Origin of the sequence: Polynucleobacter sp. AP-Nickl1-40-C4 (assembly GCF_035012665.1) — a bacterium.
Classification (GTDB): Bacteria; Pseudomonadota; Gammaproteobacteria; order Burkholderiales; family Burkholderiaceae; genus Polynucleobacter.
The window spans coordinates 63,340-88,533 of record NZ_JAYGQR010000005.1; the positions used below are offsets into that span (position 1 = coordinate 63,340).

General features: G+C 47.2%; 14 protein-coding genes, 6 tRNA genes, 3 rRNA genes and 1 pseudogene. 23 read left to right on the top strand and 1 reads right to left on the bottom strand.

Features of this window, described 5'->3' with window-relative positions; genetic code table 11:
• The first annotated feature begins 17 nt into the window (after nt 1-17).
• The gene (locus VC182_RS06965; protein WP_071464428.1) at nt 18-371 is read left to right on the top strand and encodes a c-type cytochrome; all 354 of its coding nucleotides are present in this window, start codon (nt 18-20) and stop codon (nt 369-371) included.
• A 9-nt stretch (nt 372-380) separates the two neighbouring features.
• Here VC182_RS06965 and VC182_RS06970 read toward each other — a convergent pair whose 3' ends face one another.
• A complete protein-coding gene (locus VC182_RS06970) occupies nt 381-1,037 on the bottom strand; it encodes a GNAT family N-acetyltransferase (protein WP_071464429.1) in 657 nt (218 codons plus the stop codon).
• A 484-nt stretch (nt 1,038-1,521) separates the two neighbouring features.
• Here VC182_RS06970 and VC182_RS06975 point away from each other — a divergent pair.
• The 22 genes and pseudogenes from VC182_RS06975 (at nt 1,522) to tuf (VC182_RS07080) (ending at nt 25,083) form a co-directional block, all read left to right on the top strand.
• A 16S ribosomal RNA gene (locus VC182_RS06975) occupies nt 1,522-3,054 on the top strand.
• Between the two features lie 58 nt (nt 3,055-3,112).
• A tRNA-Ile gene (locus VC182_RS06980) sits at nt 3,113-3,189 on the top strand.
• 30 nt (nt 3,190-3,219) lie between these two features.
• Nucleotides 3,220-3,295, top strand: a tRNA-Ala gene (locus VC182_RS06985).
• Nucleotides 3,296-3,562: 267 nt separating this feature from the next.
• Nucleotides 3,563-6,436: ribosomal RNA gene (locus tag VC182_RS06990) — 23S ribosomal RNA — on the top strand.
• A gap of 106 nt (nt 6,437-6,542) precedes the next feature.
• Nucleotides 6,543-6,656, top strand: a 5S ribosomal RNA gene (rrf, locus tag VC182_RS06995).
• The 16S, 23S and 5S rRNA genes sit together here with 5 tRNA genes alongside, the layout of an rRNA operon.
• A 105-nt stretch (nt 6,657-6,761) precedes the next feature.
• Nucleotides 6,762-6,846 (top strand) — tRNA-Tyr (locus VC182_RS07000).
• Nucleotides 6,847-6,851: 5 nt separating this feature from the next.
• Nucleotides 6,852-6,925 (top strand) — tRNA-Gly (locus VC182_RS07005).
• 21 nt (nt 6,926-6,946) lie between these two features.
• Nucleotides 6,947-7,021: transfer RNA gene (locus VC182_RS07010), tRNA-Thr, on the top strand.
• Nucleotides 7,022-7,085: 64 nt separating this feature from the next.
• Complete coding sequence (gene tuf / locus VC182_RS07015; RefSeq protein WP_071464430.1) at nt 7,086-8,276, top strand: elongation factor Tu; 1,191 nt, start codon at nt 7,086-7,088, stop codon at nt 8,274-8,276.
• A 27-nt stretch (nt 8,277-8,303) separates the two neighbouring features.
• Nucleotides 8,304-8,379 (top strand) — tRNA-Trp (locus tag VC182_RS07020).
• Nucleotides 8,380-8,399: 20 nt separating this feature from the next.
• Nucleotides 8,400-8,777: a preprotein translocase subunit SecE gene (gene secE / locus VC182_RS07025; RefSeq protein WP_323484933.1), complete on the top strand. Its 378-nt coding sequence runs from the start codon at nt 8,400-8,402 to the stop codon at nt 8,775-8,777.
• A 7-nt stretch (nt 8,778-8,784) separates the two neighbouring features.
• Nucleotides 8,785-9,357: a transcription termination/antitermination protein NusG gene (gene nusG, locus VC182_RS07030; protein WP_072582060.1), complete on the top strand. Its 573-nt coding sequence runs from the start codon at nt 8,785-8,787 to the stop codon at nt 9,355-9,357.
• 147 nt (nt 9,358-9,504) lie between these two features.
• Entirely contained in the window at nt 9,505-9,936 is a 432-nt protein-coding gene (gene rplK / locus VC182_RS07035; RefSeq protein WP_068320088.1) for a 50S ribosomal protein L11, read from the top strand.
• Between the two features lie 2 nt (nt 9,937-9,938).
• Nucleotides 9,939-10,640 (top strand): 50S ribosomal protein L1, encoded by a 702-nt coding sequence (rplA, locus tag VC182_RS07040; protein WP_071464433.1) that lies wholly within the window; start codon nt 9,939-9,941, stop codon nt 10,638-10,640.
• Nucleotides 10,641-10,878: 238 nt separating this feature from the next.
• Nucleotides 10,879-11,397, top strand: a pseudogene (rplJ, locus tag VC182_RS07045) (50S ribosomal protein L10); the annotation flags it as partial.
• 159 nt (nt 11,398-11,556) lie between these two features.
• Nucleotides 11,557-11,931 carry a 50S ribosomal protein L7/L12 gene (gene rplL / locus VC182_RS07050; protein ID WP_011901893.1) on the top strand — a complete coding sequence of 125 codons (375 nt, stop codon included), beginning with the start codon at nt 11,557-11,559 and terminating at the stop codon, nt 11,929-11,931.
• A gap of 226 nt (nt 11,932-12,157) precedes the next feature.
• On the top strand, nt 12,158-16,258 hold the full coding sequence (gene rpoB / locus VC182_RS07055; protein WP_323484934.1) for a DNA-directed RNA polymerase subunit beta: 4,101 nt from the start codon (nt 12,158-12,160) through the stop codon (nt 16,256-16,258).
• 1 nt (nt 16,259) lies between these two features.
• Nucleotides 16,260-20,522, top strand: a complete 4,263-nt coding sequence (gene rpoC / locus VC182_RS07060; RefSeq protein WP_323484935.1) for a DNA-directed RNA polymerase subunit beta' — start codon at nt 16,260-16,262, stop codon at nt 20,520-20,522.
• Between the two features lie 177 nt (nt 20,523-20,699).
• Entirely contained in the window at nt 20,700-21,080 is a 381-nt protein-coding gene (rpsL, locus tag VC182_RS07065) for a 30S ribosomal protein S12 (protein ID WP_072582063.1), read from the top strand.
• Between the two features lie 161 nt (nt 21,081-21,241).
• Nucleotides 21,242-21,712, top strand: coding sequence for a 30S ribosomal protein S7 (rpsG, locus tag VC182_RS07070; RefSeq protein ID WP_011901897.1), 471 nt, complete (start codon nt 21,242-21,244; stop codon nt 21,710-21,712).
• Between the two features lie 27 nt (nt 21,713-21,739).
• Nucleotides 21,740-23,842 (top strand): elongation factor G, encoded by a 2,103-nt coding sequence (gene fusA, locus VC182_RS07075; RefSeq protein ID WP_323484936.1) that lies wholly within the window; start codon nt 21,740-21,742, stop codon nt 23,840-23,842.
• A gap of 50 nt (nt 23,843-23,892) precedes the next feature.
• Nucleotides 23,893-25,083 (top strand): elongation factor Tu, encoded by a 1,191-nt coding sequence (tuf, locus tag VC182_RS07080; RefSeq protein WP_071464430.1) that lies wholly within the window; start codon nt 23,893-23,895, stop codon nt 25,081-25,083.
• The last annotated feature ends 111 nt before the right edge of the window (nt 25,084-25,194 follow it).

Here is a 25,194-nt window from a genome sequence, read left to right on the forward strand (position 1 = left end):
TTTTTCGTAGGTTGGTGATGTTTAAAAAGCGAGCGATTGTAAAAATAGTTTTTTTATTTACAGTGCTCGCTTATTTCTTGCCTACTGCGCAGGCGAATATTCAAGACGAGAATGCATTCGCACTTGCAAAACAAAATGCTTGCTTGGGCTGCCATGCAATCAATAAAAAAATTGTTGGCCCTAGTTTTCAAGCGGTGGCAGAAAAATATAAGAGCGACCCCAATGCTCAAGCATTTTTAAAAAATAAAATTGCTAAAGGAGGGTCTGGTTCTTGGGGCATTGTGCCTATGCCGGCCAACTCAAAATTGAGTGATGCGGATTTATCTACATTAACTAGCTGGATATTGCGTGGCGCACCCAACAAAAACTAAGGCTAGAAGTTAAGGCGCTAGACCGGGTCTTCCTAAGAGCCACCACCAGGCTTGATTAGAGCGTTTGAGGTTTTCTTTTAGGGCGTAGTCCATGCCAGCCCACTGCGCATTGGCAGCCTCTTCCACAATAGTCGCGGGATTTGCTGGGGGCAACTTAAGGCAAGCATCAGCATCGCCATAGGCGTATTCAACGGTCATCCCTGCCTTTTGAGCCAAATGCATCATGGCTTTGTTATTGGCAAGACAATGAACGTAAAGGGTTTCAATGCTGGTATTGCGTGAGTGAACGGCTGAGCGTTGTAACAACGCTGTGCCCAGGCCCTGGGAGCGCCCTTCTGGTAACACAGACACACCAAATTCAGCAGCTCGCGCCTCACCCTTATGCTCAGGCAAATAGGCTAGATGGGCCATACCAACTAGCTTCAGATCTAAATTGAAAACACCAAAAATGACATCCCGATTGAAATCAAGACCTTCTACATAGTGACGAATCACCTCATCAGGAGTCTGGGTGCCAAACCGTAGCCGCCTATCTTCATCATTTAGTTGTAGTAAATGATTCAATATTTCCTGTCTATATCCAGCGTGAAGTTCGCGAACGGGTACAGCCTGCCCAGCCATATATGGGCTTGAAGGTAAGTGACTATTCGCTAATTTATTGTGCATAGCAATATTTTAGCAGGGATAGCTAAAAATTACAGGGTTTTCCCTAAGTTTGTTGCAAATAGGCCAAATCAGCATCAAAAAACAGCGTAATTTTTGGTTTGTTTAGGGCTAAACCTTAAAAAATAAGAAATTTCGAAAAAAAGTTGAAATTTTTTTCGAAATATAACCCATTGTTTTAATTGGATATATTTTTAAACTAAGAAAAAACTTAGCCTTTTTTAAGTAAAAGAGTACGAAAGGTGTTGACGACCCTAAAAATGTGGGATATAGTCTCACCTCTCTGCTGAATGTTTTACGAAATACGAAAAACAAGTCAGCCCTCTTTAAAAATTAGTCAACCGATAATTGTGGGTACTAAGTGAAAGCATCCAGTCCTTCGGGACAGATGTAAATAAATAGTACTCATAGACAGTAAAAAGATTTGGTTTTATTACCAAGTCAATTTCTTGAATGAGTGCGACGATCCGCAAGGATCACAGGAATTGAACTGAAGAGTTTGATCCTGGCTCAGATTGAACGCTGGCGGCATGCCTTACACATGCAAGTCGAACGGCAGCACGGGTGCTTGCACCTGGTGGCGAGTGGCGAACGGGTGAGTAATACATCGGAACGTACCTTATCGTGGGGGATAACGCAGCGAAAGCTGTGCTAATACCGCATACGCCCTGAGGGGGAAAGCGGGGGATCGAAAGACCTCGCGCGATTAGAGCGGCCGATGCCTGATTAGCTTGTTGGTGGGGTAAAAGCCCACCAAGGCGACGATCAGTAGCTGGTCTGAGAGGACGATCAGCCACACTGGGACTGAGACACGGCCCAGACTCCTACGGGAGGCAGCAGTGGGGAATTTTGGACAATGGGGGAAACCCTGATCCAGCAATGCCGCGTGAGTGAAGAAGGCCTTCGGGTTGTAAAGCTCTTTTGTCAGGGAAGAAACACCGGCTCTAACACAGTCCGGGAATGACGGTACCTGAAGAATAAGCACCGGCTAACTACGTGCCAGCAGCCGCGGTAATACGTAGGGTGCAAGCGTTAATCGGAATTACTGGGCGTAAAGCGTGCGCAGGCGGTTATACAAGACAGGCGTGAAATCCCCGGGCTTAACCTGGGAATGGCGCCTGTGACTGTATAGCTAGAGTGTGTCAGAGGGGGGTAGAATTCCACGTGTAGCAGTGAAATGCGTAGATATGTGGAGGAATACCAATGGCGAAGGCAGCCCCCTGGGATAACACTGACGCTCATGCACGAAAGCGTGGGGAGCAAACAGGATTAGATACCCTGGTAGTCCACGCCCTAAACGATGCTGACTAGTTGTTCGGGATTTACATCCTGAGTAACGTAGCTAACGCGTGAAGTCAGCCGCCTGGGGAGTACGGTCGCAAGATTAAAACTCAAAGGAATTGACGGGGACCCGCACAAGCGGTGGATGATGTGGATTAATTCGATGCAACGCGAAAAACCTTACCTACCCTTGACATGTCACTAACGAAGTAGAGATACATTAGGTGCTCGTAAGAGAAAGTGAACACAGGTGCTGCATGGCTGTCGTCAGCTCGTGTCGTGAGATGTTGGGTTAAGTCCCGCAACGAGCGCAACCCTTGTCTTTAGTTGCTACGCAAGAGCACTCTAAAGAGACTGCCGGTGACAAACCGGAGGAAGGTGGGGATGACGTCAAGTCCTCATGGCCCTTATGGGTAGGGCTTCACACGTCATACAATGGTGCATACAGAGGGTTGCCAACCCGCGAGGGGGAGCTAATCTCAGAAAATGCATCGTAGTCCGGATCGTAGTCTGCAACTCGACTACGTGAAGCTGGAATCGCTAGTAATCGCGGATCAGAATGTCGCGGTGAATACGTTCCCGGGTCTTGTACACACCGCCCGTCATACCATGGGAGTGGGTTTTGCCAGAAGCCGTTAGCCTAACCGCAAGGAGGGCGACTGCCACGGCAGGGTTCATGACTGGGGTAAAGTCGTAACAAGGTAGCCGTATCGGAAGGTGCGGCTGGATCACCTCCTTTCTAGAGAAAAGATGCTGAATCCTAGTGCCCACACTTATCGGTTGACAATAAAAGCCACGGGTCTGTAGCTCAGCTGGTTAGAGCACTGTGTTGATAACGCAGGGGTCGTAGGTTCAAGTCCTACCAGACCCACCACCAGCCAGAAACAAGACTTAGTGGGACGTTGGGGGATTAGCTCAGCTGGGAGAGCACCTGCTTTGCAAGCAGGGGGTCGTCGGTTCGATCCCGTCATCCTCCACCATCATCTAAATGTCAAAACTAAGCGAATATTTAATCGTTTAGTTTTGCCATTTATGGCTGTTCTTTAAAAATTTGAGTAAGCAAAGTGTCAAATGTTTCTTTGAGAGGACATTTGACAATGTAATAAGGGTAAAGATTGAATCATCAATCAGTAATACAAACGAGTTTTACCAAGTTCTTAACAAAGTACTTACAGTTTGGATTACGGCAAACATGTCAGAAGTAGAAGTAAACCTGTAACAGGTACTAGCAATGGTGCTCGTTATAGGATCAAGTGAATAAGTGCACATGATGGATGCCTTGGCGATTACAGGCGACGAAAGACGTTATAACCTGCGATAAGCCCCGGGGAGCTGGTAAATAAGCTTTGATCCGGGGATTTCTGAATGGGGAAACCCACCACTTTTGTGGTATCCATACCTGAATACATAGGGTATGAGAAGCGAACCTTGTGAACTGAAACATCTAAGTAGCAAGAGGAAAAGACATCAACCGAGATTCCCAGAGTAGTGGCGAGCGAAATGGGAAGAGCCTTCTAGTGATATCTCAGTAATTAACAGAATGGAATGGAAAGTCCAACAATAAAGGGTGATAGTCCCGTATGTGAAAATTATTGAGTGGTACTAGGCTAGAGACAAGTAGGGCGGGACACGTGAAATCCTGTCTGAATATGGGGGGACCATCCTCCAAGGCTAAATACTCGTAATCGACCGATAGTGAACAAGTACCGTGAGGGAAAGGCGAAAAGAACCCCGGGAGGGGAGTGAAATAGATCCTGAAATTGTGTGCATACAAACAGTAGGAGCCTCGTAAGGGGTGACTGCGTACCTTTTGTATAATGGGTCAGCGACTTACATTCAGTAGCAAGCTTAACCGAATAGGGAAGGCGTAGCGAAAGCGAGTCCGAATAGGGCGCTAGTTGCTGGGTGTAGACCCGAAACCAGTTGATCTATCCATGGCCAGGTTGAAGGTGCGGTAACACGTACTGGAGGACCGAACCCACTAACGTTGAAAAGTTAGGGGATGAGCTGTGGATAGGGGTGAAAGGCTAAACAAAACTGGAAATAGCTGGTTCTCTCCGAAAACTATTTAGGTAGTGCCTCGTGTATCACTGTAGGGGGTAGAGCACTGTCATGGTAGTGGGGTCCATTGCGGATTACTGCGCCATAGCAAACTCCGAATACCTACAAGTGCAAGCACGGGAGACAGACATCGGGTGCTAACGTCCGGTGTCAAGAGGGAAACAACCCAGACCGCCAGCTAAGGTCCCTAATATATGCTAAGTGGGAAACGAAGTGGGAAGGCTAAAACAGTCAGGAGGTTGGCTTAGAAGCAGCCATCCTTTAAAGAAAGCGTAATAGCTCACTGATCGAGTCGTCCTGCGCGGAAGATGTAACGGGGCTAAGCATATAACCGAAGCTGCGGATCACAGCAATGTGATGGTAGGAGAGCGTTCTGTAAGCCTGTGAAGGTGTCTTGTAAAGGATGCTGGAGGTATCAGAAGTGCGAATGCTGACATGAGTAGCGATAAAGGGGGTGAAAAGCCCCCTCGCCGTAAGCCCAAGGTTTCCTGTTCAACGTTCATCGGAACAGGGTGAGTCGGCCCCTAAGGCGAGGCAGAGATGCGTAGCTGATGGGAACAAGGTTAATATTCCTTGACCATTGTTAGATGCGATGGGGGGACGGATCGCGGAAAGTTGTCCGGGTGTTGGAAGTCCCGGTTCTTACGTTGGAGATGGCTATTAGGTAAATCCGGTAGCGTAATTCAAGGGCGTGAGACGAGCGAATTTATTCGCGAAGCAATTGGAAGTGGTTCCAAGAAAAGCCTCTAAGCTTCAGTCTAACAAGACCGTACCGCAAACCGACACAGGTGGGCGAGATGAGTATTCTAAGGCGCTTGAGAGAACTCAGGAGAAGGAACTCGGCAAATTTGTACCGTAACTTCGGGATAAGGTACGCCCTGGTAGTTTGACCCTGTACAAGGGGAGGACGAAAGGGTTGCAATAAAAAGGTGGCTGCGACTGTTTAATAAAAACACAGCACTCTGCAAACACGAAAGTGGACGTATAGGGTGTGACGCCTGCCCGGTGCTGGAAGATTAAATGATGGGGTGCAAGCTCTTGATTGAAGTCCCAGTAAACGGCGGCCGTAACTATAACGGTCCTAAGGTAGCGAAATTCCTTGTCGGGTAAGTTCCGACCTGCACGAATGGCGTAACGATGGCCACACTGTCTCCTCCTGAGACTCAGCGAAGTTGAAATGTTTGTGATGATGCAATCTACCCGTGGCTAGACGGAAAGACCCCATGAACCTTTACTGTAGCTTTGCATTGGACTTTGAATCGGTCTGTGTAGGATAGGTGGGAGGCGTTGATAACAGGATGCTAGTTCTGTTGGAGCCAACCTTGAAATACCACCCTGATTTATTTGAGGTTCTAACCTTGGCCCGTTATCCGGGTCGGGAACAGTGCATGGTAGGCAGTTTGACTGGGGCGGTCTCCTCCCAAAGTGTAACGGAGGAGTACGAAGGTACGCTTGGTACGGTCGGACATCGTACCTAAAGTGCAATGGCAAAAGCGTGCTTAACTGCGAGACCGACAAGTCGAGCAGGTGCGAAAGCAGGTCATAGTGATCCGGTGGTTCTGTATGGAAGGGCCATCGCTCAACGGATAAAAGGTACTCTGGGGATAACAGGCTGATACCGCCCAAGAGTTCATATCGACGGCGGTGTTTGGCACCTCGATGTCGGCTCATCTCATCCTGGGGCTGTAGCCGGTCCCAAGGGTATGGCTGTTCGCCATTTAAAGAGGTACGTGAGCTGGGTTTAAAACGTCGTGAGACAGTTTGGTCCCTATCTGCCATGGGCGTTGGAGATTTGACGGGGGCTGCTCCTAGTACGAGAGGACCGGAGTGGACATTCCGCTGGTGTACCTGTTGTTTCGCCAGAAGCATCGCAGGGTAGCTATGAATGGGAGAGATAACCGCTGAAAGCATCTAAGCGGGAAACTTGCCTGAAGATGAGATCTCCCGTAGGTTTAACCTACATAAAGGGTCGTTGAAGACCACAACGTTGATAGGTCGGGTGTGGAAGTGCAGTAATGCATTAAGCTAACCGATACTAATTGCCCGTTAGGCTTGATCCTATAACCAGCACTATTGTGTTGGATGTTTGCCAGATTTAATCTGCATCCTTATTACATGCTTACTCAAATAGAGTTGTTGATTTAATCAGCAACTCGACCCTCTACGCCCGGTGACCATAGCAAGTTGGAACCACTCCTTCCCATCCCGAACAGGACAGTGAAACGACTTTACGCCGATGATAGTGCGGATTACCCGTGTGAAAGTAGGTAACTGCCGGGCACCAATGCGACGCCCAGACCCTCTTAGGTCTGGGCGTTTTTACTTGTGCAAAGCGTTTAGAGATATTGACAGAAACTCCATTTGGAGTCAGAATATTGGGTTCGCGGAGGGGTGTCCGAGCGGCTAAAGGAGGCAGACTGTAAATCTGTTGGCTATGCCTACGTAGGTTCGAATCCTACCCCCTCCACCAGATGTGCGGGATTAGTTTAATGGTAAAACAGCAGATTTCCAATCTTCGGTCAAGAGTTCGATTCTCTTATCCCGCTCCAGAATTTGTTGCATTAGATTTCGCCCATGTGGCTCAGTGGTAGAGCACTCCCTTGGTAAGGGAGAGGTCGGCAGTTCGATCCTGCCCATGGGCACCATGTTTGATTTTATTAATTGTGTATTTCGTGTTTGGTTTAAGAGTTAACTAAAGGCAGATTAAAAATGGCAAAAGAAAAATTCGAGCGGACAAAACCGCACGTAAACGTAGGCACCATCGGTCACGTTGACCACGGTAAAACTACATTGACAGCAGCAATTGCAACCGTGCTTTCTAAAGCATTCGGTGGCGAAGCTAAAGCATATGATCAGATCGATGCTGCTCCTGAAGAAAAAGCACGTGGTATTACGATTAATACTGCGCACGTTGAGTACGAGACTGCAAACCGTCACTACGCACACGTGGATTGCCCAGGACATGCTGACTACGTGAAGAACATGATTACTGGTGCTGCTCAGATGGACGGCGCTATTTTGGTTTGTTCTGCTGCTGACGGCCCAATGCCACAAACTCGTGAACACATCCTCTTGGCACGCCAAGTGGGTGTTCCTTACATCGTGGTGTTCTTGAACAAATGCGACATGGTTGATGACGCTGAATTGTTAGAACTCGTTGAAATGGAAGTTCGTGAGCTTTTATCTAAGTACAACTTCCCTGGCGATGACACACCAATCATCCAAGGTTCTGCTAAGTTAGCTTTAGAAGGCGACGAAGGCCCATTGGGTAAAGAAGCCATCATGAAATTGGCTGAAGCATTAGATACTTATATCCCAACTCCAGAGCGTGCTGTTGACGGCGCGTTCTTGATGCCAGTAGAAGACGTGTTCTCTATCTCCGGTCGCGGTACTGTTGTGACTGGTCGTATCGAGCGCGGTATCGTTAAAGTAGGCGAAGAGATCGAAATCATCGGTATCAAGCCAACACTCAAGACCACTTGTACTGGTGTTGAAATGTTCCGTAAATTGCTCGACCAAGGTCAAGCAGGCGATAACGTTGGTATCTTGTTACGCGGTACAAAACGTGAAGAAGTTGAGCGCGGCCAAGTATTGGCTAAGCCAGGTTCAATCACCCCACATACTCACTTTACAGCCGAGGTGTACATCTTGGGTAAAGACGAAGGTGGTCGTCATACACCATTCTTTAACAACTATCGTCCACAGTTTTACTTCCGCACAACGGACGTAACTGGTTCAATCGAGTTGCCAAAAGACAAAGAAATGGTCATGCCTGGCGATAACGTCACGATTACCGTAAAACTCATCGCGCCAATCGCGATGGAAGAAGGTTTACGTTTTGCGATCCGTGAAGGTGGCCGCACTGTTGGCGCCGGCGTGGTTGCAAAGATTTTGGCTTAAGTAGTAAGTTTTAATTAGTTTTTATAAAGGGGTGTAGCTCAATTGGCAGAGCGTTGGTCTCCAAAACCAAAGGTTGGGGGTTCGATGCCCTCCGCCCCTGCCACGATTTGAACTGAAAGCAAAATGTCTCATCAAACAGCAAGTCATACTGAAGAAAAAAGCAGCTGGGTCACTGTACTCGCTGCTTTAATCGTCGTTGCAGCGTTAGTTCTGTACTACACGCTCGCTGATCAATCTATTTTGATTCGTCTTGCTGTTTTATTTGGCGGCATTGCAGCTGCAGTTTTGATTGTGGCAATTTCTCCTGATGGGCGTCGTTTCATCGCCTACGCAAAAGATTCTTGGTATGAAGTAAAAAAGGTTGTTTGGCCAACTCGTAAAGAGACTACCCAAATGACTCTAGTCGTATTTGGCTTTGTTCTGATCATGTCCTTGTTTTTGTGGACTGCAGACAAATTGATTGAATGGCTAGTTTTTTCAGTCTTTTTGGGCTGGAAGTGAGTAAAAAATGATTGATTCTGAAGTAGCTACTAATCCACAAGCTATCGGCAATATGCGCTGGTACGTCATTCATGCTTATTCCGGAATGGAAAAGAGCGTGAAAAGAGGCCTTGAAGAGCGTATTGCTCGCTCTGGAATGCCTGAGAAATTTGGCCGTATTTTGGTCCCTTCCGAAGAGGTTGTAGAGATCAAGTCCGGCACCAAGTCAGTTTCCGAGCGTCGTTTCTTCCCAGGATATGTCCTGATTGAGATGGAAATGACCGATGAGAGCTGGCATTTGGTGAAGAACACACCAAAAGTAACCGGTTTCGTAGGCGGCGTTCGTAATCGTCCAAGCCCAATTTCTACGGCTGAAGTAGCCAAAATCATGGATCAAATGCAGGCTGGGGTGGATAAACCTAAGCCTAAGACCCTATTTGAGGTTGGCGAGATCGTGCGAGTTAAAGAAGGCCCATTTGTTGATTTCAACGGAAATATCGAAGAAGTCAATTATGAGAAGTCAAGATTGCGCGTTTCTGTTACAATTTTTGGCCGCGGTACCCCAGTTGAGCTGGAGTTCGGCCAGGTAGAAAAGATGTAAAAACAAGGACTTAGTCCTGGTTTTAGTAGTTAGTAGTTAAGTGGTTAGCAATAACCGAGGAGCGGAGCTAGAAAGCCAAAAACTAGCGAAGCGTTTACTCAACAGCGGTCTTTCCTAATGAGGTTAGGCGCGCTTTAAGGAGCACACATGGCAAAGAAGATTATTGGCTTTATTAAGCTGCAGATCCCTGCAGGTAAAGCAAATCCATCACCACCCGTAGGTCCAGCATTGGGTCAACGCGGCCTTAACATTATGGAATTCTGTAAGGCGTTCAATGCTCAAACTCAGAGCATGGAACCAGGCCTTCCAATTCCAGTCGTGATTACAGCGTTTGCTGATAAGAGCTTCACATTCATCATGAAGACTCCTCCAGCAACCATCATGATTAAGAAGGCTGCGAAGATTGAAAAAGGATCACCACGTCCTCATACCGATAAAGTGGGTTCAATTACTCGTGCTCAAGCGGAAGAAATCGCTAAAGCAAAAATGCCAGATTTGACAGCAGCCGATATGGACGCAGCTGTTAGAACAATCGCTGGTAGCGCCCGTTCCATGGGCATCACTGTGGAAGGTCTCTAATCATGACTAAATTATCTAAACGCGTAAAAGCAATTCAATCTAAAGTTGATCGCAACAAGTTCTATTCATTAGATGACGCATTGAACCTTGTTAAAGAGTGTGCAACTGCTAAGTTTGATGAGTCTATTGACGTTGCTGTTCAGTTGGGTATTGATGCTAAGAAATCTGACCAAGTTGTGCGTGGCGCAGTAGTGCTCCCGGCTGGTACAGGTAAGCATGTTCGTGTAGCTGTTTTTGCTCAAGGCGAGAAGGCTGAACAAGCTAAAGCCGCTGGTGCAGAAATTGTTGGCATGGAAGAGCTTGCTGAACAAATTAAAGGCGGCAAAATTGATTTCGATATTTTGATCGCATCTCCAGACACAATGAAAATTGTTGGTACTTTAGGTCAAGTATTGGGCCCACGTGGTTTGATGCCGAATCCAAAAGTTGGAACAGTGACTCCTGACGTTGCTACTGCAGTTAAAAATGCAAAAGCTGGTCAAGTTCAGTTCCGTGTGGACAAAGCCGGTATCGTGCACGCAAGCATTGGCCGTCGTTCATTCGAGCCAACTGCATTGAAATCCAACTTGCTCGCATTGCTCGAGGCTTTGAATAAAGCGAAGCCACCTGCATCTAAGGGTATTTATTTAAAGAAGGTTGCCGTAAGCAGCACCATGGGTGCAGGCGTACGCGTAGACCAAGCATCGTTACAGGCAGCAGCTTAATTAGCCTGTAGCAAAAAAGAACTTTGGGTCGACTCCCACTCTTTGAGTGAGAGTCGAACATCAAAGACCGTTGGTGAATGAGTTTGCTTTTATAGGGATGAATTCTTAATCGTTACGAAAGTAATAGCCAGCGCAGATGGCGACCCTGAAAAGATTTTCACAAGAACCTTGTGAACAAATGATCAGACGCTGGTGTGTAACCCCAACTGGAAACAGTTGGTTTTTTAGGAGTTAAACCGTGCCTTTGAATGTACAAGACAAAAAAGCGATTGTTGCTGATGTCGGCGCTCAATTGGCTGGAGCCCAAACTGTCGTGCTCGCTGAATACCGTGGTATTCCAGTAGAGCAGTTGACAAAGCTACGTGCTAGCGCACGTGACCAAGGTGTATATCTTCGCGTTTTGAAGAACACATTGGCACGCCGTGCTGCACAAGGCACACAGTTTGAGCCTCTTGCCGATTCGATGGTTGGCCCCTTGATCTACGGCATTTCTGCTGATCCGATTGCTTCGGCAAAAGTATTGCAGAACTTTGCTAAGACTCAAGACAAGCTGGTCATTACTGCTGGCTTATATAACGGCAAGTTGTTGGACGTAGCGGGTGTTAAATCCCTCGCGTCTATTCCAAGCCGCGACGAGTTGTTATCTCAGCTGTTGGGCGTGATGTTGGCCCCAGTTTCTGCGATGGCTCGCGTATTGGGTGCAGTAGCAGCACAAAAGGCAGAAGGAGCACCTGCTCCTGTTGCAGCACCGGTAGCAGAAGTAGCAGCAGCCCCAGCAGAAGTAGTTGCTGAAGCCGCCGCTCCAGAAGCAAGTGCTGAGCCTGCAGCCGCAGCCCCAGAAGCTGGAACAGAAACACCTGAAACCCCTGCCGCTGAATAAGCGACAGATTAACTATTTAAGTATTAGGAGCTAAAAATGGCGATTACTAAAGAAGAAATCATTGATGCAGTAGGTAGCATGTCCGTTATGGATTTGAACGACTTGGTTAAAGCATTCGAAGAGAAGTTTGGCGTATCAGCTGCAGCGATGGCTGTTGCTGGTCCTGCTGGTGCAGCTGGCGGCGCTGCTGCTGAAGAGCAAACAGAATTCACTGTTAACTTGCTCGAAGCTGGCGCAAACAAAGTTTCAGTAATTAAGGCAGTTCGCGAAATTACTGGTCTTGGCTTGAAAGAAGCTAAGGACTTGGTTGACGGTGCACCGAAGCCAATCAAAGAAGCTGTTGATAAGAAGACGGCTGAAGAAGCTAAGAAGAAGCTTGAAGAAGCTGGCGCTAAAGCAGAACTCAAGTAATACATACAATGCTGGCGCCTCTCAAAAAGGGGCGTTAGCCATGTTGGGTTTGACCTCTAGAGGTCAAACCCGATTTCATTTCTGATTGAAATCGGGTTTGCCTTCTGATACGACTGCAGAATGCAAGTTTGGTCGGACACTAGATCTATCGGTTTAGTGTTGTCCGCCAGTGATTGGTAGTGGCCAATCGCCAAATCTTTGTACAGTCGCTGAATTCGGAGATGAAATGAACTATAGCTTCACCGAACGCAAGCGAGTCCGTAAAAGCTTTGCTAAGCGAGTAAATAACCACCAGGTTCCGTACCTGATCGCAACGCAGCTGGAATCCTACGCTAAATTTTTACAGGCTGAAAAGCCAGCAATGTCTCGTCTTACTGAGGGACTTCAAGCTGCCTTTACATCAGCATTCCCAATTGTGTCTAACAACGGCTATGCACGTATGGAATACGTGTCTTACCAGTTATCACAGCCACCATTTGACGTTAAAGAATGTCAACAGCGTGGTTACACATACCACTCTGCCTTGCGCGCAAAAGTTCGCTTGATTATTTATGATCGCGAAGCGCCTACTAAGGTTAAAGAGGTAAAAGAGAGCGAAGTCTACATGGGTGAAATTCCACTCATGACAGAAAATGGCTCTTTTGTGATCAATGGTACTGAGCGCGTGATCGTTTCTCAGTTGCACCGTTCCCCAGGCGTGTTCTTCGAGCACGATAAGGGTAAAACACATAGCTCAGGTAAGTTGCTGTTCTCAGCACGCATCATTCCTTACCGTGGTTCATGGCTCGATTTCGAGTTTGATCCGAAAGACATTCTCTATTTCCGCGTTGACCGTCGTCGTAAGATGCCTGTCACCATTTTGCTCAAAGCAATTGGTTTAAACAACGAACAGATTCTTGCTAACTTCTTTAACTTTGACCATTTCTCATTAGCTGCTAACGGCGGTTCAATGGAATTTGTGCCAGAGCGTTTGCGTGGTCAGTTGGCTAGCTTTGATGTGCTCGACAAGAATGGCGTTGTTGTCATTCAAAAAGACAAGCGTATCAATGCAAAGCATATTCGTGAACTCGAAGCTGCTAAAACTAAAACAATCGCTGTACCAGACGACTATTTAATTGGTCGTGTAGTGGCACGCAATATTGTTGATCCAGATTCTGGTGAAATCTTGGCCTACGCTAATGATGAAATCACTGAAGAGGTATTGGCTACATTGCGCGATGCAGGCATCAAGCAATTAGAAACTATCTACACCAATGATTTGGATTCTGGTGCATACATTTCTCAGACATTGCGTACTGATGAAACAGCGGATCAAATGGCTGCTCGTATCGCCATCTACCGCATGATGCGTCCTGGTGAGCCTCCAACAGAAGATGCTGTAGAAGCCTTGTTCCAGCGCTTGTTCTACAACGAAGATACTTACGATTTGTCACGCGTTGGCCGTATGAAGGTCAACAGCCGTTTGAACCGTCCAGAAATGGAAGGCCCAATGGTTCTGTCAAACGAAGATATTCTCGACACCATTAAGTCCCTCGTAGATTTGCGTAACGGCAAAGGCGAAGTAGACGATATCGATCACTTAGGTAATCGTCGTGTACGTTGCGTTGGCGAATTGGCTGAAAACCAATTCCGTGCTGGTTTGTCACGTGTTGAGCGTGCGGTTAAAGAACGTCTCGGCCAAGCCGAAACAGAAAACCTCATGCCGCATGACTTGATTAACAGTAAGCCAATCTCTTCTGCGATTCGTGAGTTCTTCGGTTCTTCACAGTTGTCCCAGTTTATGGACCAAACCAACCCGCTTTCAGAGATCACGCACAAGCGTCGTATTTCTGCGTTGGGACCTGGTGGTTTGACCCGCGAGCGCGCAGGCTTTGAAGTGCGCGACGTGCATCCAACTCACTATGGACGTGTTTGCCCAATTGAAACTCCCGAAGGACCAAACATTGGTTTGATCAACTCACTCGCGTTATTTGCGCGTTTGAATGAGCATGGTTTCTTAGAAACCCCATACCGTAAAGTTTCCAATAGCAAGGTAAGCGATGAAGTGGTTTACCTCTCTGCGATTGAGGAAGCAAAGTATGTGATTGCTCAGGCAAACGCAACAATCGACAAGAGCGGTAAGTTGGCCGACGAATTAGTTTCTGCTCGTCAAGCTGGTGAAACCATGATGGTTAGCCCAGAGCGCATCGATTTCATCGACGTTGCTCCTAGCCAGATCGTTTCTGCTGCCGCTTCACTCGTTCCATTCTTAGAACACGATGATGCAAACCGTGCGTTGATGGGTGCGAACATGCAGCGTCAAGCAGTTCCTTGCTTGCGTCCGGATAAGCCATTGGTTGGTACAGGTTTAGAGCGTATTGTTGCGGTTGACTCCGGCACAGTTATTTTGGCGTCTCGCGGCGGTATCGTTGATTATGTTGACGCTAACCGTGTTGTGATTCGTGTAAACGATGATGAGACAGCTGCTGGTGAAGTTGGTGTGGATATTTATAACCTCATCAAGTACACCCGTTCAAACCAAAACACCAACATTAACCAACGTCCTATCGTTCAGGCTGGTGATCGCGTAGCGCGTGGTGACGTTGTTGCTGACGGCGCATCTACCGATTTGGGTGAATTGGCTTTGGGTCAAAACATGACTGTGGCATTTATGCCATGGAACGGTTACAACTTCGAAGATTCAATCTTGATTTCTGAGAAAGTTGTTGCTGACGACCGTTACACCTCTATTCATATTGAAGAGTTGTCAGTGGTTGCGCGTGATACCAAGCTTGGTTCAGAAGAAATTACTCGCGATATCTCCAATTTGGCAGAGTCACAACTCTCCCGTTTGGATGAGAGCGGTATTGTGTACATCGGTGCTGAAGTTGAAGCTGGCGACGTATTGGTTGGTAAGGTAACTCCAAAGGGCGAGACTACTCTCACTCCGGAAGAGAAGTTGCTGCGTGCGATCTTCGGTGAAAAAGCATCTGACGTTAAAGATACTTCTTTGCGCGTTCCTTCAGGAATGATCGGTACTGTTATTGATGTTCAAGTCTTCACCCGTGAAGGTATTGAGCGCGATGCACGTGCACAAGCAATTATTCAAGAAGAATTACAACGCTATCGTTTGGACTTGAACGACCAGTTGCGTATTGTTGAGGGCGATGCCTTCATGCGTTTAGAAAAACTGTTGATTGGTAAAGTTGCCAATGGTGGTCCTCAGAAATTAGCTAAAGGCACTAAGATTGACAAGGAATACCTTGCCAGCTTAGATAAATACCATTGGTTTGACGTTCGTCCAGCAGATGATGAGGTTGCCTCACAAGTTGAAGCAATTAAATCTTCTATCGAAGCGAAGCGTAAGCAATTTGATGAGGCTTTTGAAGAGAAGCGCACCAAGCTTACCCAGGGCGATGATTTACAGCCTGGCGTAACAAAGATGGTTAAGGTGTACTTGGCCGTTAAGCGTCGTTTACAGCCTGGTGACAAGATGGCCGGTCGTCACGGTAACAAAGGTGTGGTTTCTAAAATCGCCCCAGCTGAAGATATGCCATTTATGGCTGACGGACGCCCTGTTGACATCGTCTTGAACCCATTGGGTGTTCCTTCCCGTATGAACGTTGGCCAGATCTTGGAAACCCATTTAGGTTGGGCTGCCCAAGGTATTGGTAAGCGTATTGACGAGATGGTTCGTGAGCACGCTAAGCAAACTGAATTACGTAAGTTCTTCAAGCAGCTTTATAACGAAACAGGTCGTGTTGAAGACATCGACAACTTCACTGATGAGCAGATCAATGTTTTGGCTGAGAATCTCCGCCAAGGCTTGCCATTTGCTACTCCAGTGTTTGATGGTGCTACTGAAGCTGAAATCGGACGCATGCTCGAGTTGGCGTATCCAGAAGATGTTGCTAAATCTTTGAAGATGACCCCTTCACGTCAGCAAATGATTTTGTGCGACGGCCGAACTGGCGACCAATTTGAGCGTCCAGTCACTGTTGGCGTAATGCACGTCTTGAAACTCCACCATTTGGTCGATGACAAGATGCATGCACGTTCAACCGGACCTTACTCTTTAGTAACGCAACAGCCATTGGGCGGTAAAGCTCAGTTCGGTGGTCAGCGCTTTGGTGAGATGGAAGTCTGGGCCCTCGAAGCATACGGTGCTTCATATGTCTTGCAGGAAATGCTGACAGTGAAGTCCGATGACGTCGCAGGCCGTACCAAGGTTTATGAAAACATCGTCAAGGGCGAGCACACGATTGATGCTGGCATGCCCGAATCCTTCAACGTGCTGGTAAAAGAAATCCGTTCGTTGGGTATTGACATTGACATGGAGCGCAACTGATATGAAAGCATTGCTCGATTTATTTAAGCAAACGCAGGGCGAAGAGCAGTTTGATGTCATCAAAATTGGTCTCGCATCTCCTGAGAAAATTCGCTCATGGTCTTTTGGTGAAGTACGCAAACCAGAAACCATCAACTACCGGACTTTTAAGCCCGAGCGTGATGGTTTGTTCTGCGCCAAGATTTTTGGACCAACCAAAGACTACGAGTGCTTATGCGGTAAGTACAAGCGTTTAAAGTTCCGTGGCGTAATCTGCGAGAAGTGCGGCGTTGAAGTTACTCTCGCTAAGGTACGTCGTGAGCGCATGGGCCATATTGAGTTGGCAGCCCCTGTAGCGCACATCTGGTTCTTGAAGTCCTTGCCATCCCGCTTGGGTATGGTTCTCGATATGACATTGCGTGATATCGAGCGCGTTCTCTACTTTGAAGCATATGTAGTGGTTGATCCTGGCATGACTCCTGAAGGCGCGATGAAGCGTGGTCAGATCATGTCTGAAGACGAATACATTGCTAAGACTGAAGAGTATGGTGATGGTGCATTTACTGCCATCATGGGCGCGGAAGGTATTCGTGATCTCTTGCGTTCGATTGATATCGATCGTGAAGTAGAGACTATTCGTGCTGACTTAAAAGCCACTGGTAGCGATGCCAAGATCAAGAAATACGCTAAGCGCTTAAAAGTGCTCGAGGCGTTCCAGACTTCAGGCATCAAGCCTGACTGGATGATCATGGAAGTATTGCCAGTATTGCCACCTGAATTGCGCCCATTGGTGCCATTGGATGGCGGTCGCTTTGCTACTTCAGATTTGAACGACCTCTACCGTCGTGTGATCAACCGTAACAACCGTTTAAAGCGTTTGTTAGAGTTGCGCGCACCAGAGATCATCGTTCGTAACGAAAAACGGATGTTGCAAGAAGCGGTTGACTCATTGCTCGACAACGGTCGTCGCGGTAAGGCTATGACTGGCGCTAACAAGCGTCCTCTCAAGTCCTTGGCCGAGATGATTAAAGGTAAGAGCGGTCGTTTCCGTCAAAACTTGTTGGGTAAACGTGTTGACTACTCTGGTCGTTCAGTCATCGTGGTTGGCCCTACATTGAAGTTGCATCAGTGCGGCTTACCAAAATTAATGGCCTTGGAATTATTCAAGCCATTCATTTTCAACAAGCTTGAGACTTTGGGTATTGCAACCACGATTAAGGCTGCAAAGAAAGAAGTTGAAAGCCAGACTCCAATCGTTTGGGACATTCTCGAAGAAGTCATTCGTGAACATCCAATCATGTTGAACCGTGCGCCTACATTGCATCGCCTTGGTATTCAGGCTTTCGAGCCAATGCTGATTGAAGGTAAAGCAATCCAATTGCACCCATTAGTCTGCGCGGCATTTAATGCGGACTTTGACGGTGACCAAATGGCGGTTCACGTTCCTTTGTCGCTCGAAGCGCAAATGGAAGCACGTACATTGATGTTGGCTTCGAACAACGTATTGTTCCCAGCTAACGGCGAGCCATCAATCGTTCCGTCACAGGACGTGGTGTTGGGTCTGTACTACGCTACACGTGACAAGATCAACGGTAAAGGCGAAGGCATGGTTTTCGCTAACATTACTGAAGTAGTACGTGCATACGAAGCAGGTCAAGTTGAATTGGCTTCTCGTGTTGCTGTTCGTATTACTGAGTTTGAGATTGTGGACAAGAAGGCAGAGGGCGATGCCCGTTTTGCTGAAAAGACCAAGATCTATCAAACATCAGTTGGCCGTGCAATCTTGTCTGAGATTTTGCCTAAAGGCATGTCTTTCGAGGAAATTAACAAGCCTTTGAAGAAAAAAGAAATCTCACGCTTGATCAACACTTCATTCCGTAAGTGCGGTTTACGTGAAACTGTGATTTTTGCCGACCGCCTCTTGCAGTCTGGTTTCCGTTTGGCAACCAACGCTGGTATCTCAGTTGCGATCGACGATATGCTGATCCCAACTTCTAAAGAGCGCATCATCACTGAGGCATCTGCCAAGGTTAAGGAGTATGACAAGCAGTTCATGTCAGGTCTCGTAACCAATCAAGAGCGTTATAACAACGTGGTTGATATTTGGGGTGCTGCAGGCGACCAAGTTGGTAAAGCAATGATGGATGAGTTGTCACACGTTGACGTACTCGATCGTAACGGTAAGACTGTGCGTCAAGAATCCTTTAACTCCATCTACATGATGGCGGATTCTGGTGCGCGTGGATCTGCAGCGCAGATTCGTCAGTTGGCTGGTATGCGTGGTTTGATGGCTAAGCCGGATGGCTCCATCATTGAAACCCCAATTACTGCGAACTTCCGTGAAGGTTTGAACGTATTGCAGTACTTCATCTCAACCCACGGCGCTCGTAAAGGTCTGGCAGATACAGCGTTGAAGACAGCGAACTCGGGTTACTTGACACGTCGTTTATGCGACGTCACTCAAGATCTCGTGGTGATCGAAGATGATTGCGGCGCAACTAATGGTGTAACCATGAAGGCGCTGGTTGAAGGCGGCGAAATTATCGAAGCATTGCGTGACCGCATTTTGGGTCGTGTATGTATCGGTGACATCGTTCATCCTGACACACAAGAAGTCATTGTTCCGAACGACACCTTGCTCGACGAAGATCACGTTGATCAAATCGTTGCATTGGGTATCGACGAAGTTAAAGTTCGCACAGTATTGTCTTGCTTAACTCGCTTTGGTTTGTGCGCGAAGTGCTACGGACGCGATCTAGGTCGCGGTGGTTTGGTAAACGTTGGTGAAGCAGTTGGCGTGATCGCTGCTCAGTCCATCGGCGAGCCAGGCACACAGTTGACTATGCGTACTTTCCATATTGGTGGCGCAGCGTCACGTGCATTGGTTGCAAGCAACATCGAAGCTAAGTCTAATGGTGCTTTGAAATTCTCTGCCACGATGCGTGTTGTCAAGAATGCGAAGGGTGAGCAGATCGTGATTTCACGTTCTGGCGAAGCCTTGATCGTTGATGAGAATGGTCGTGAGCGCGAGCGTCATAAAGTGCCTTATGGTGCAACTCTCTTGTTGAAAGAAGATGCAGCTGTTAAGGCTGGCGCAAGCTTGGCGACTTGGGACCCATTAACACGTCCGATTATTTCTGAGTACGCTGGTATCGCCCGCTTCGACAACGTTGAAGAAGGTGTAACCGTTGCTAAGCAGGTAGACGAAGTTACCGGTCTTTCCACCTTGGTGGTAATTGACGGTAAGCGTCGTTCTGCAGCAAGCAAAGGCGTTCGCCCAATGATCAACTTGGTTGATGACAAGGGTAACGAAGTCATGATCGCCGGTACTGATCATCCGGTAAACATTGGCCTCCAAGTAGGCGCTTTGATTACTGTTAAGGATGGTCAGAAAGTCGAAGTTGGTGAAGTATTGGCCCGTATTCCAATCGAATCACAGAAGACTCGCGACATTACCGGTGGTTTGCCACGTGTTGCAGAATTGTTCGAAGCACGTTCACCTAAAGACGCAGCTGTCTTGGCGAAAGTTACTGGAACAGTTTCCTTCGGTAAAGAAACCAAAGGTAAACAGCGTTTGGTGATTACCGATATGGACGGCGAAGCCAATGAATTCTTGATTCCTAAAGAGAAGCAAGTTCTCGTTCATGACGGTCAAGTTGTGAACAAGGGCGAGATGATTGTGGAAGGCCCAGCTGATCCACATGACATCTTGACTCTCAGAGGTATTGAAGAGTTGGCGATCTATATCGTTGATGAAGTTCAAGACGTTTACCGTTTGCAAGGCGTGAAGATTAACGACAAGCACATTGAAGTGATCGTGCGTCAAATGTTGCGTCGTGTGCAGATCACTGATGGCGGCGATACCGCTTACATCACTGGTGAGCAAGTTGAGCGTTCAAAACTGTATGACGCTAACGATTTAGTGATTGCCGCAGGTAAGCGCCCAGCTCAGTTCGAAAACGTGCTGTTGGGTATTACTAAAGCATCCTTGTCGACCGACAGCTTCATTTCAGCGGCTTCTTTCCAAGAAACCACCCGTGTATTGACCGAAGCCGCCATTATGGGCAAGACCGATACACTCCGTGGCCTCAAGGAAAACGTCATTATTGGTCGTCTGATTCCTGCTGGTACCGGCTTGTCTTACCGCCGTGCACGCAAGGTCAGAGAGCAATTCGAGCGTGACCGCGCTCAAATGATTGCCGCCGAAGAGGAAGCAATAGCCAATATGCCTGTAGAAATAGAGGCTGAAGTCGTTGCTCCTGCTGGGGAGGCTGATCCGAGCTAATTTGGTAATTCTGGCCAGAAATGGCCAGTTTTTTCCCCATTTGGTTGACGGAAAAGGCTGGCCAAGCTAGAATGCTGAGTTCTACTGATTCAGAAGAGGGTCTTTTTGACCTAGAAATTCTCTAAGTCATTGATTTTCTTGAAGAAAGCAACAAAGAAGTACTAACCGAGCTATTTTATGCCAACAATTAATCAATTAATACGTAAGCCAAGATCCAGGCTGATCGTTAAAAGCAAGAGCCCTGCACTGGAAAACAGTCCGCAGCGCCGTGGTGTTTGTACACGTGTGTACACCACTACTCCTAAAAAGCCTAACTCTGCGCTTCGTAAAGTAGCCAAAGTTCGCTTAACCAATGGTTTTGAAGTTATTTCATACATTGGCGGTGAAGGCCATAACCTCCAGGAACACTCGGTAGTGTTGATTCGTGGTGGTCGTGTAAAGGATTTGCCAGGTGTTCGTTACCACATCGTTCGTGGCTCACTTGACTTGCAAGGTGTTAAAGACCGTAAGCAGTCACGTTCCAAGTACGGTGCTAAGCGCGCTAAGAAATCTGCTTAATCTTTCAATAGATTTTTGCTGAAGTATTTGTAGTAAGTCTTCGTTTGTCAGACTTAAAAGACAAGTAAGTGGTTGTCCCGTCTAAGAATCTTCTTAGATAGTAGGGCAACCGGAGCGGGTGATCCATGTGGGTCGCCCCTAACTGAACTGAAGGAGTAGTTATGCCACGTCGTCGTGAAGTTCCCAAACGGGAAATTTTGCCGGATCCAAAATTCGGTAATGTAGAAGTAGCTAAATTCATGAACGTCCTCATGTTGGACGGCAAGAAATCGGTTGCAGAGCGTATCGTTTACGGTGCCTTTGATCACATCGAGAAAAAAGCAAACAAAGAACCACTCGAAATTTTCTCAACAGCTATGGGCAACGTTAAGCCAATGGTTGAGGTGAAGAGCCGTCGTGTTGGTGGCGCTAACTACCAGGTTCCTGTTGAAGTTCGCCCATCACGCCGTTCTGCTTTGGCAATGCGCTGGGTGCGCGAAGCCGCTAAAAAGCGCGGTGAGAAATCTATGGCTCAACGTTTGGCCAACGAATTATTAGAAGCTGCAGAAGGTCGCGGCGGAGCAATGAAGAAGCGTGAAGAAGTTCACCGTATGGCAGAAGCTAACAAAGCTTTCTCACATTTCCGCTTCTAATCGCACAGCAAAGAAAAGGTACCAACAGTGGCACGTAAAACCCCCATCGACAGATACCGCAATATTGGTATCTCTGCGCACATTGACGCAGGCAAGACAACAACTACAGAACGCGTTTTGTTCTACACCGGTGTTAATCATAAGATTGGTGAAGTACATGATGGCGCTGCAACCATGGACTGGATGGAGCAAGAGCAAGAGCGTGGTATCACGATTACTTCTGCTGCTACTACAACGTTCTGGAAGGGAATGGCTGGAAATTTCCCAGAGCATCGCATCAATATTATTGATACCCCAGGACACGTAGACTTCACTATTGAAGTTGAGCGTTCAATGCGCGTATTGGATGGTGCTTGCATGGTTTACTGTGCGGTAGGTGGTGTACAGCCACAATCTGAAACTGTTTGGCGTCAAGCTAACAAATATCAGGTTCCACGTTTAGCGTTCGTAAACAAGATGGACCGTACCGGCGCAAACTTCTTCAAGGTCTACGACCAAATGAAGATGCGCCTCAAAGCAAATCCTATCTTGATTCAAATTCCAATTGGCGCTGAAGAAAACTTTAAGGGCGTTGTGGACTTGGTAAAAATGAAGGCCATCTATTGGGATGAGGCTTCACAAGGTACGAAGTTTACTTACGAAGAGATTCCTGCTGAATTGCAAGCATCTGCTGAAGAGTGGCGCGAGAAGTTGCTAGAGGCGGCTGCTGAAAGCTCAGAAGAATTGATGGAAAAGTATCTCGGCGGCGAAGCCTTGACCGAAGAAGAAATCAAAAAAGCATTGCGTCAACGCACTATTGCTAATGAAATCGTTCCAATGTTGTGCGGAACAGCTTTCAAAAACAAAGGCGTTCAGGCGATGTTGGATGCAGTAGTTGAGTTGTTGCCATCCCCATTGGATGTTCCACCAGTTCCTTGCGAATTGGAAGATGGGACTCCTACAACACGTAAAGCTGATGATGCTGAGAAGTTCTCTGCGTTAGCATTTAAGATCATGACTGACCCATTCGTTGGTCAGCTTATCTTCTTCCGCGTTTACTCAGGTGTAATGAAATCTGGTGACACAATCTACAACCCAATTAAGGGTAAGAAAGAGCGTGTTGGTCGTTTGTTGCAGATGCATGCAAACCAACGTGAAGAAATTAAAGAAGTGTACGCAGGCGATATCGCTGCTGCGGTTGGTCTGAAAGACGCAACTACTGGCGAAACATTGTGTGATCCAGACAGCATCGTGATTTTGGAGCGCATGGTCTTCCCAGAGCCAGTGATTTCTCAAGCTGTTGAGCCAAAGACAAAAGCTGACCAAGAAAAAATGGGCCTTGCTTTGAATCGCTTGGCACAAGAAGATCCATCTTTCCGTGTTAAGACTGACGAAGAATCTGGTCAAACGATTATTTCTGGAATGGGCGAGCTCCACTTAGAAATTCTGGTTGACCGTATGAAGCGTGAGTTCAGCGTTGAAGCAACTGTTGGTAAGCCACAAGTTGCGTACCGCGAAACGATTCGCAAGGTTTGCGAAGAGATCGAAGGTAAATTCGTTAAGCAGTCTGGTGGTCGTGGTCAATATGGTCACGTGGTATTGAAGTTAGAGCCACAAGCTCCAGGCAAAGGTTTTGAATTCGTTGACGCAATTAAAGGCGGTGTAGTTCCACGTGAATACATCCCTGCAGTTGAAAAAGGCATCATCGAAACATTGAACTCCGGTATTTTGGCTGGTTATCCAGTTGTAGATATCAAAGCAACATTGTTCTTCGGTTCATACCATGACGTTGACTCCAATGAAAACGCATTTAAGATGGCGGGTTCTATGGCATTCAAAGACGGTATGCGTAAAGCAGCACCAGTATTGCTTGAGCCGATGATGGCTGTTGAAGTAGAAACACCAGAAGATTTCATGGGTAACGTAATGGGTGATCTCTCATCCCGTCGCGGTATTTTGCAAGGTATGGATGACATTCCAGGCGGCGGCAAGATCGTTCGTGCTGAAGTGCCATTGGCAGAGATGTTTGGTTACTCAACTGGCTTGCGCTCGTTGACCCAAGGTCGCGCTACTTACACCATGGAATTTAAGCATTATTCCGAAGCACCGAAGAACGTTGCTGAAGCAGTTATGGCTGCTAAAGCGAAGTAATTTATCCACATTAATTTTGAATATTGACTAGCTAAAGAAGGCAGACAAAAATGGCAAAAGAAAAATTCGAGCGGACAAAACCGCACGTAAACGTAGGCACCATCGGTCACGTTGACCACGGTAAAACTACATTGACAGCAGCAATTGCAACCGTGCTTTCTAAAGCATTCGGTGGCGAAGCTAAAGCATATGATCAGATCGATGCTGCTCCTGAAGAAAAAGCACGTGGTATTACGATTAATACTGCGCACGTTGAGTACGAGACTGCAAACCGTCACTACGCACACGTGGATTGCCCAGGACATGCTGACTACGTGAAGAACATGATTACTGGTGCTGCTCAGATGGACGGCGCTATTTTGGTTTGTTCTGCTGCTGACGGCCCAATGCCACAAACTCGTGAACACATCCTCTTGGCACGCCAAGTGGGTGTTCCTTACATCGTGGTGTTCTTGAACAAATGCGACATGGTTGATGACGCTGAATTGTTAGAACTCGTTGAAATGGAAGTTCGTGAGCTTTTATCTAAGTACAACTTCCCTGGCGATGACACACCAATCATCCAAGGTTCTGCTAAGTTAGCTTTAGAAGGCGACGAAGGCCCATTGGGTAAAGAAGCCATCATGAAATTGGCTGAAGCATTAGATACTTATATCCCAACTCCAGAGCGTGCTGTTGACGGCGCGTTCTTGATGCCAGTAGAAGACGTGTTCTCTATCTCCGGTCGCGGTACTGTTGTGACTGGTCGTATCGAGCGCGGTATCGTTAAAGTAGGCGAAGAGATCGAAATCATCGGTATCAAGCCAACACTCAAGACCACTTGTACTGGTGTTGAAATGTTCCGTAAATTGCTCGACCAAGGTCAAGCAGGCGATAACGTTGGTATCTTGTTACGCGGTACAAAACGTGAAGAAGTTGAGCGCGGCCAAGTATTGGCTAAGCCAGGTTCAATCACCCCACATACTCACTTTACAGCCGAGGTGTACATCTTGGGTAAAGACGAAGGTGGTCGTCATACACCATTCTTTAACAACTATCGTCCACAGTTTTACTTCCGCACAACGGACGTAACTGGTTCAATCGAGTTGCCAAAAGACAAAGAAATGGTCATGCCTGGCGATAACGTCACGATTACCGTAAAACTCATCGCGCCAATCGCGATGGAAGAAGGTTTACGTTTTGCGATCCGTGAAGGTGGCCGTACTGTTGGCGCCGGCGTGGTTGCAAAGATTTTGGCTTAAGTAGTAAGTTTTAATAAAAATATTTAGCGGTTTGCTAACCGGTGACATCAGTGCTGCTGATGTCACCGAGCTCTTTAGATGTATAACGTGGCAGCACCACAACGCTCTTTG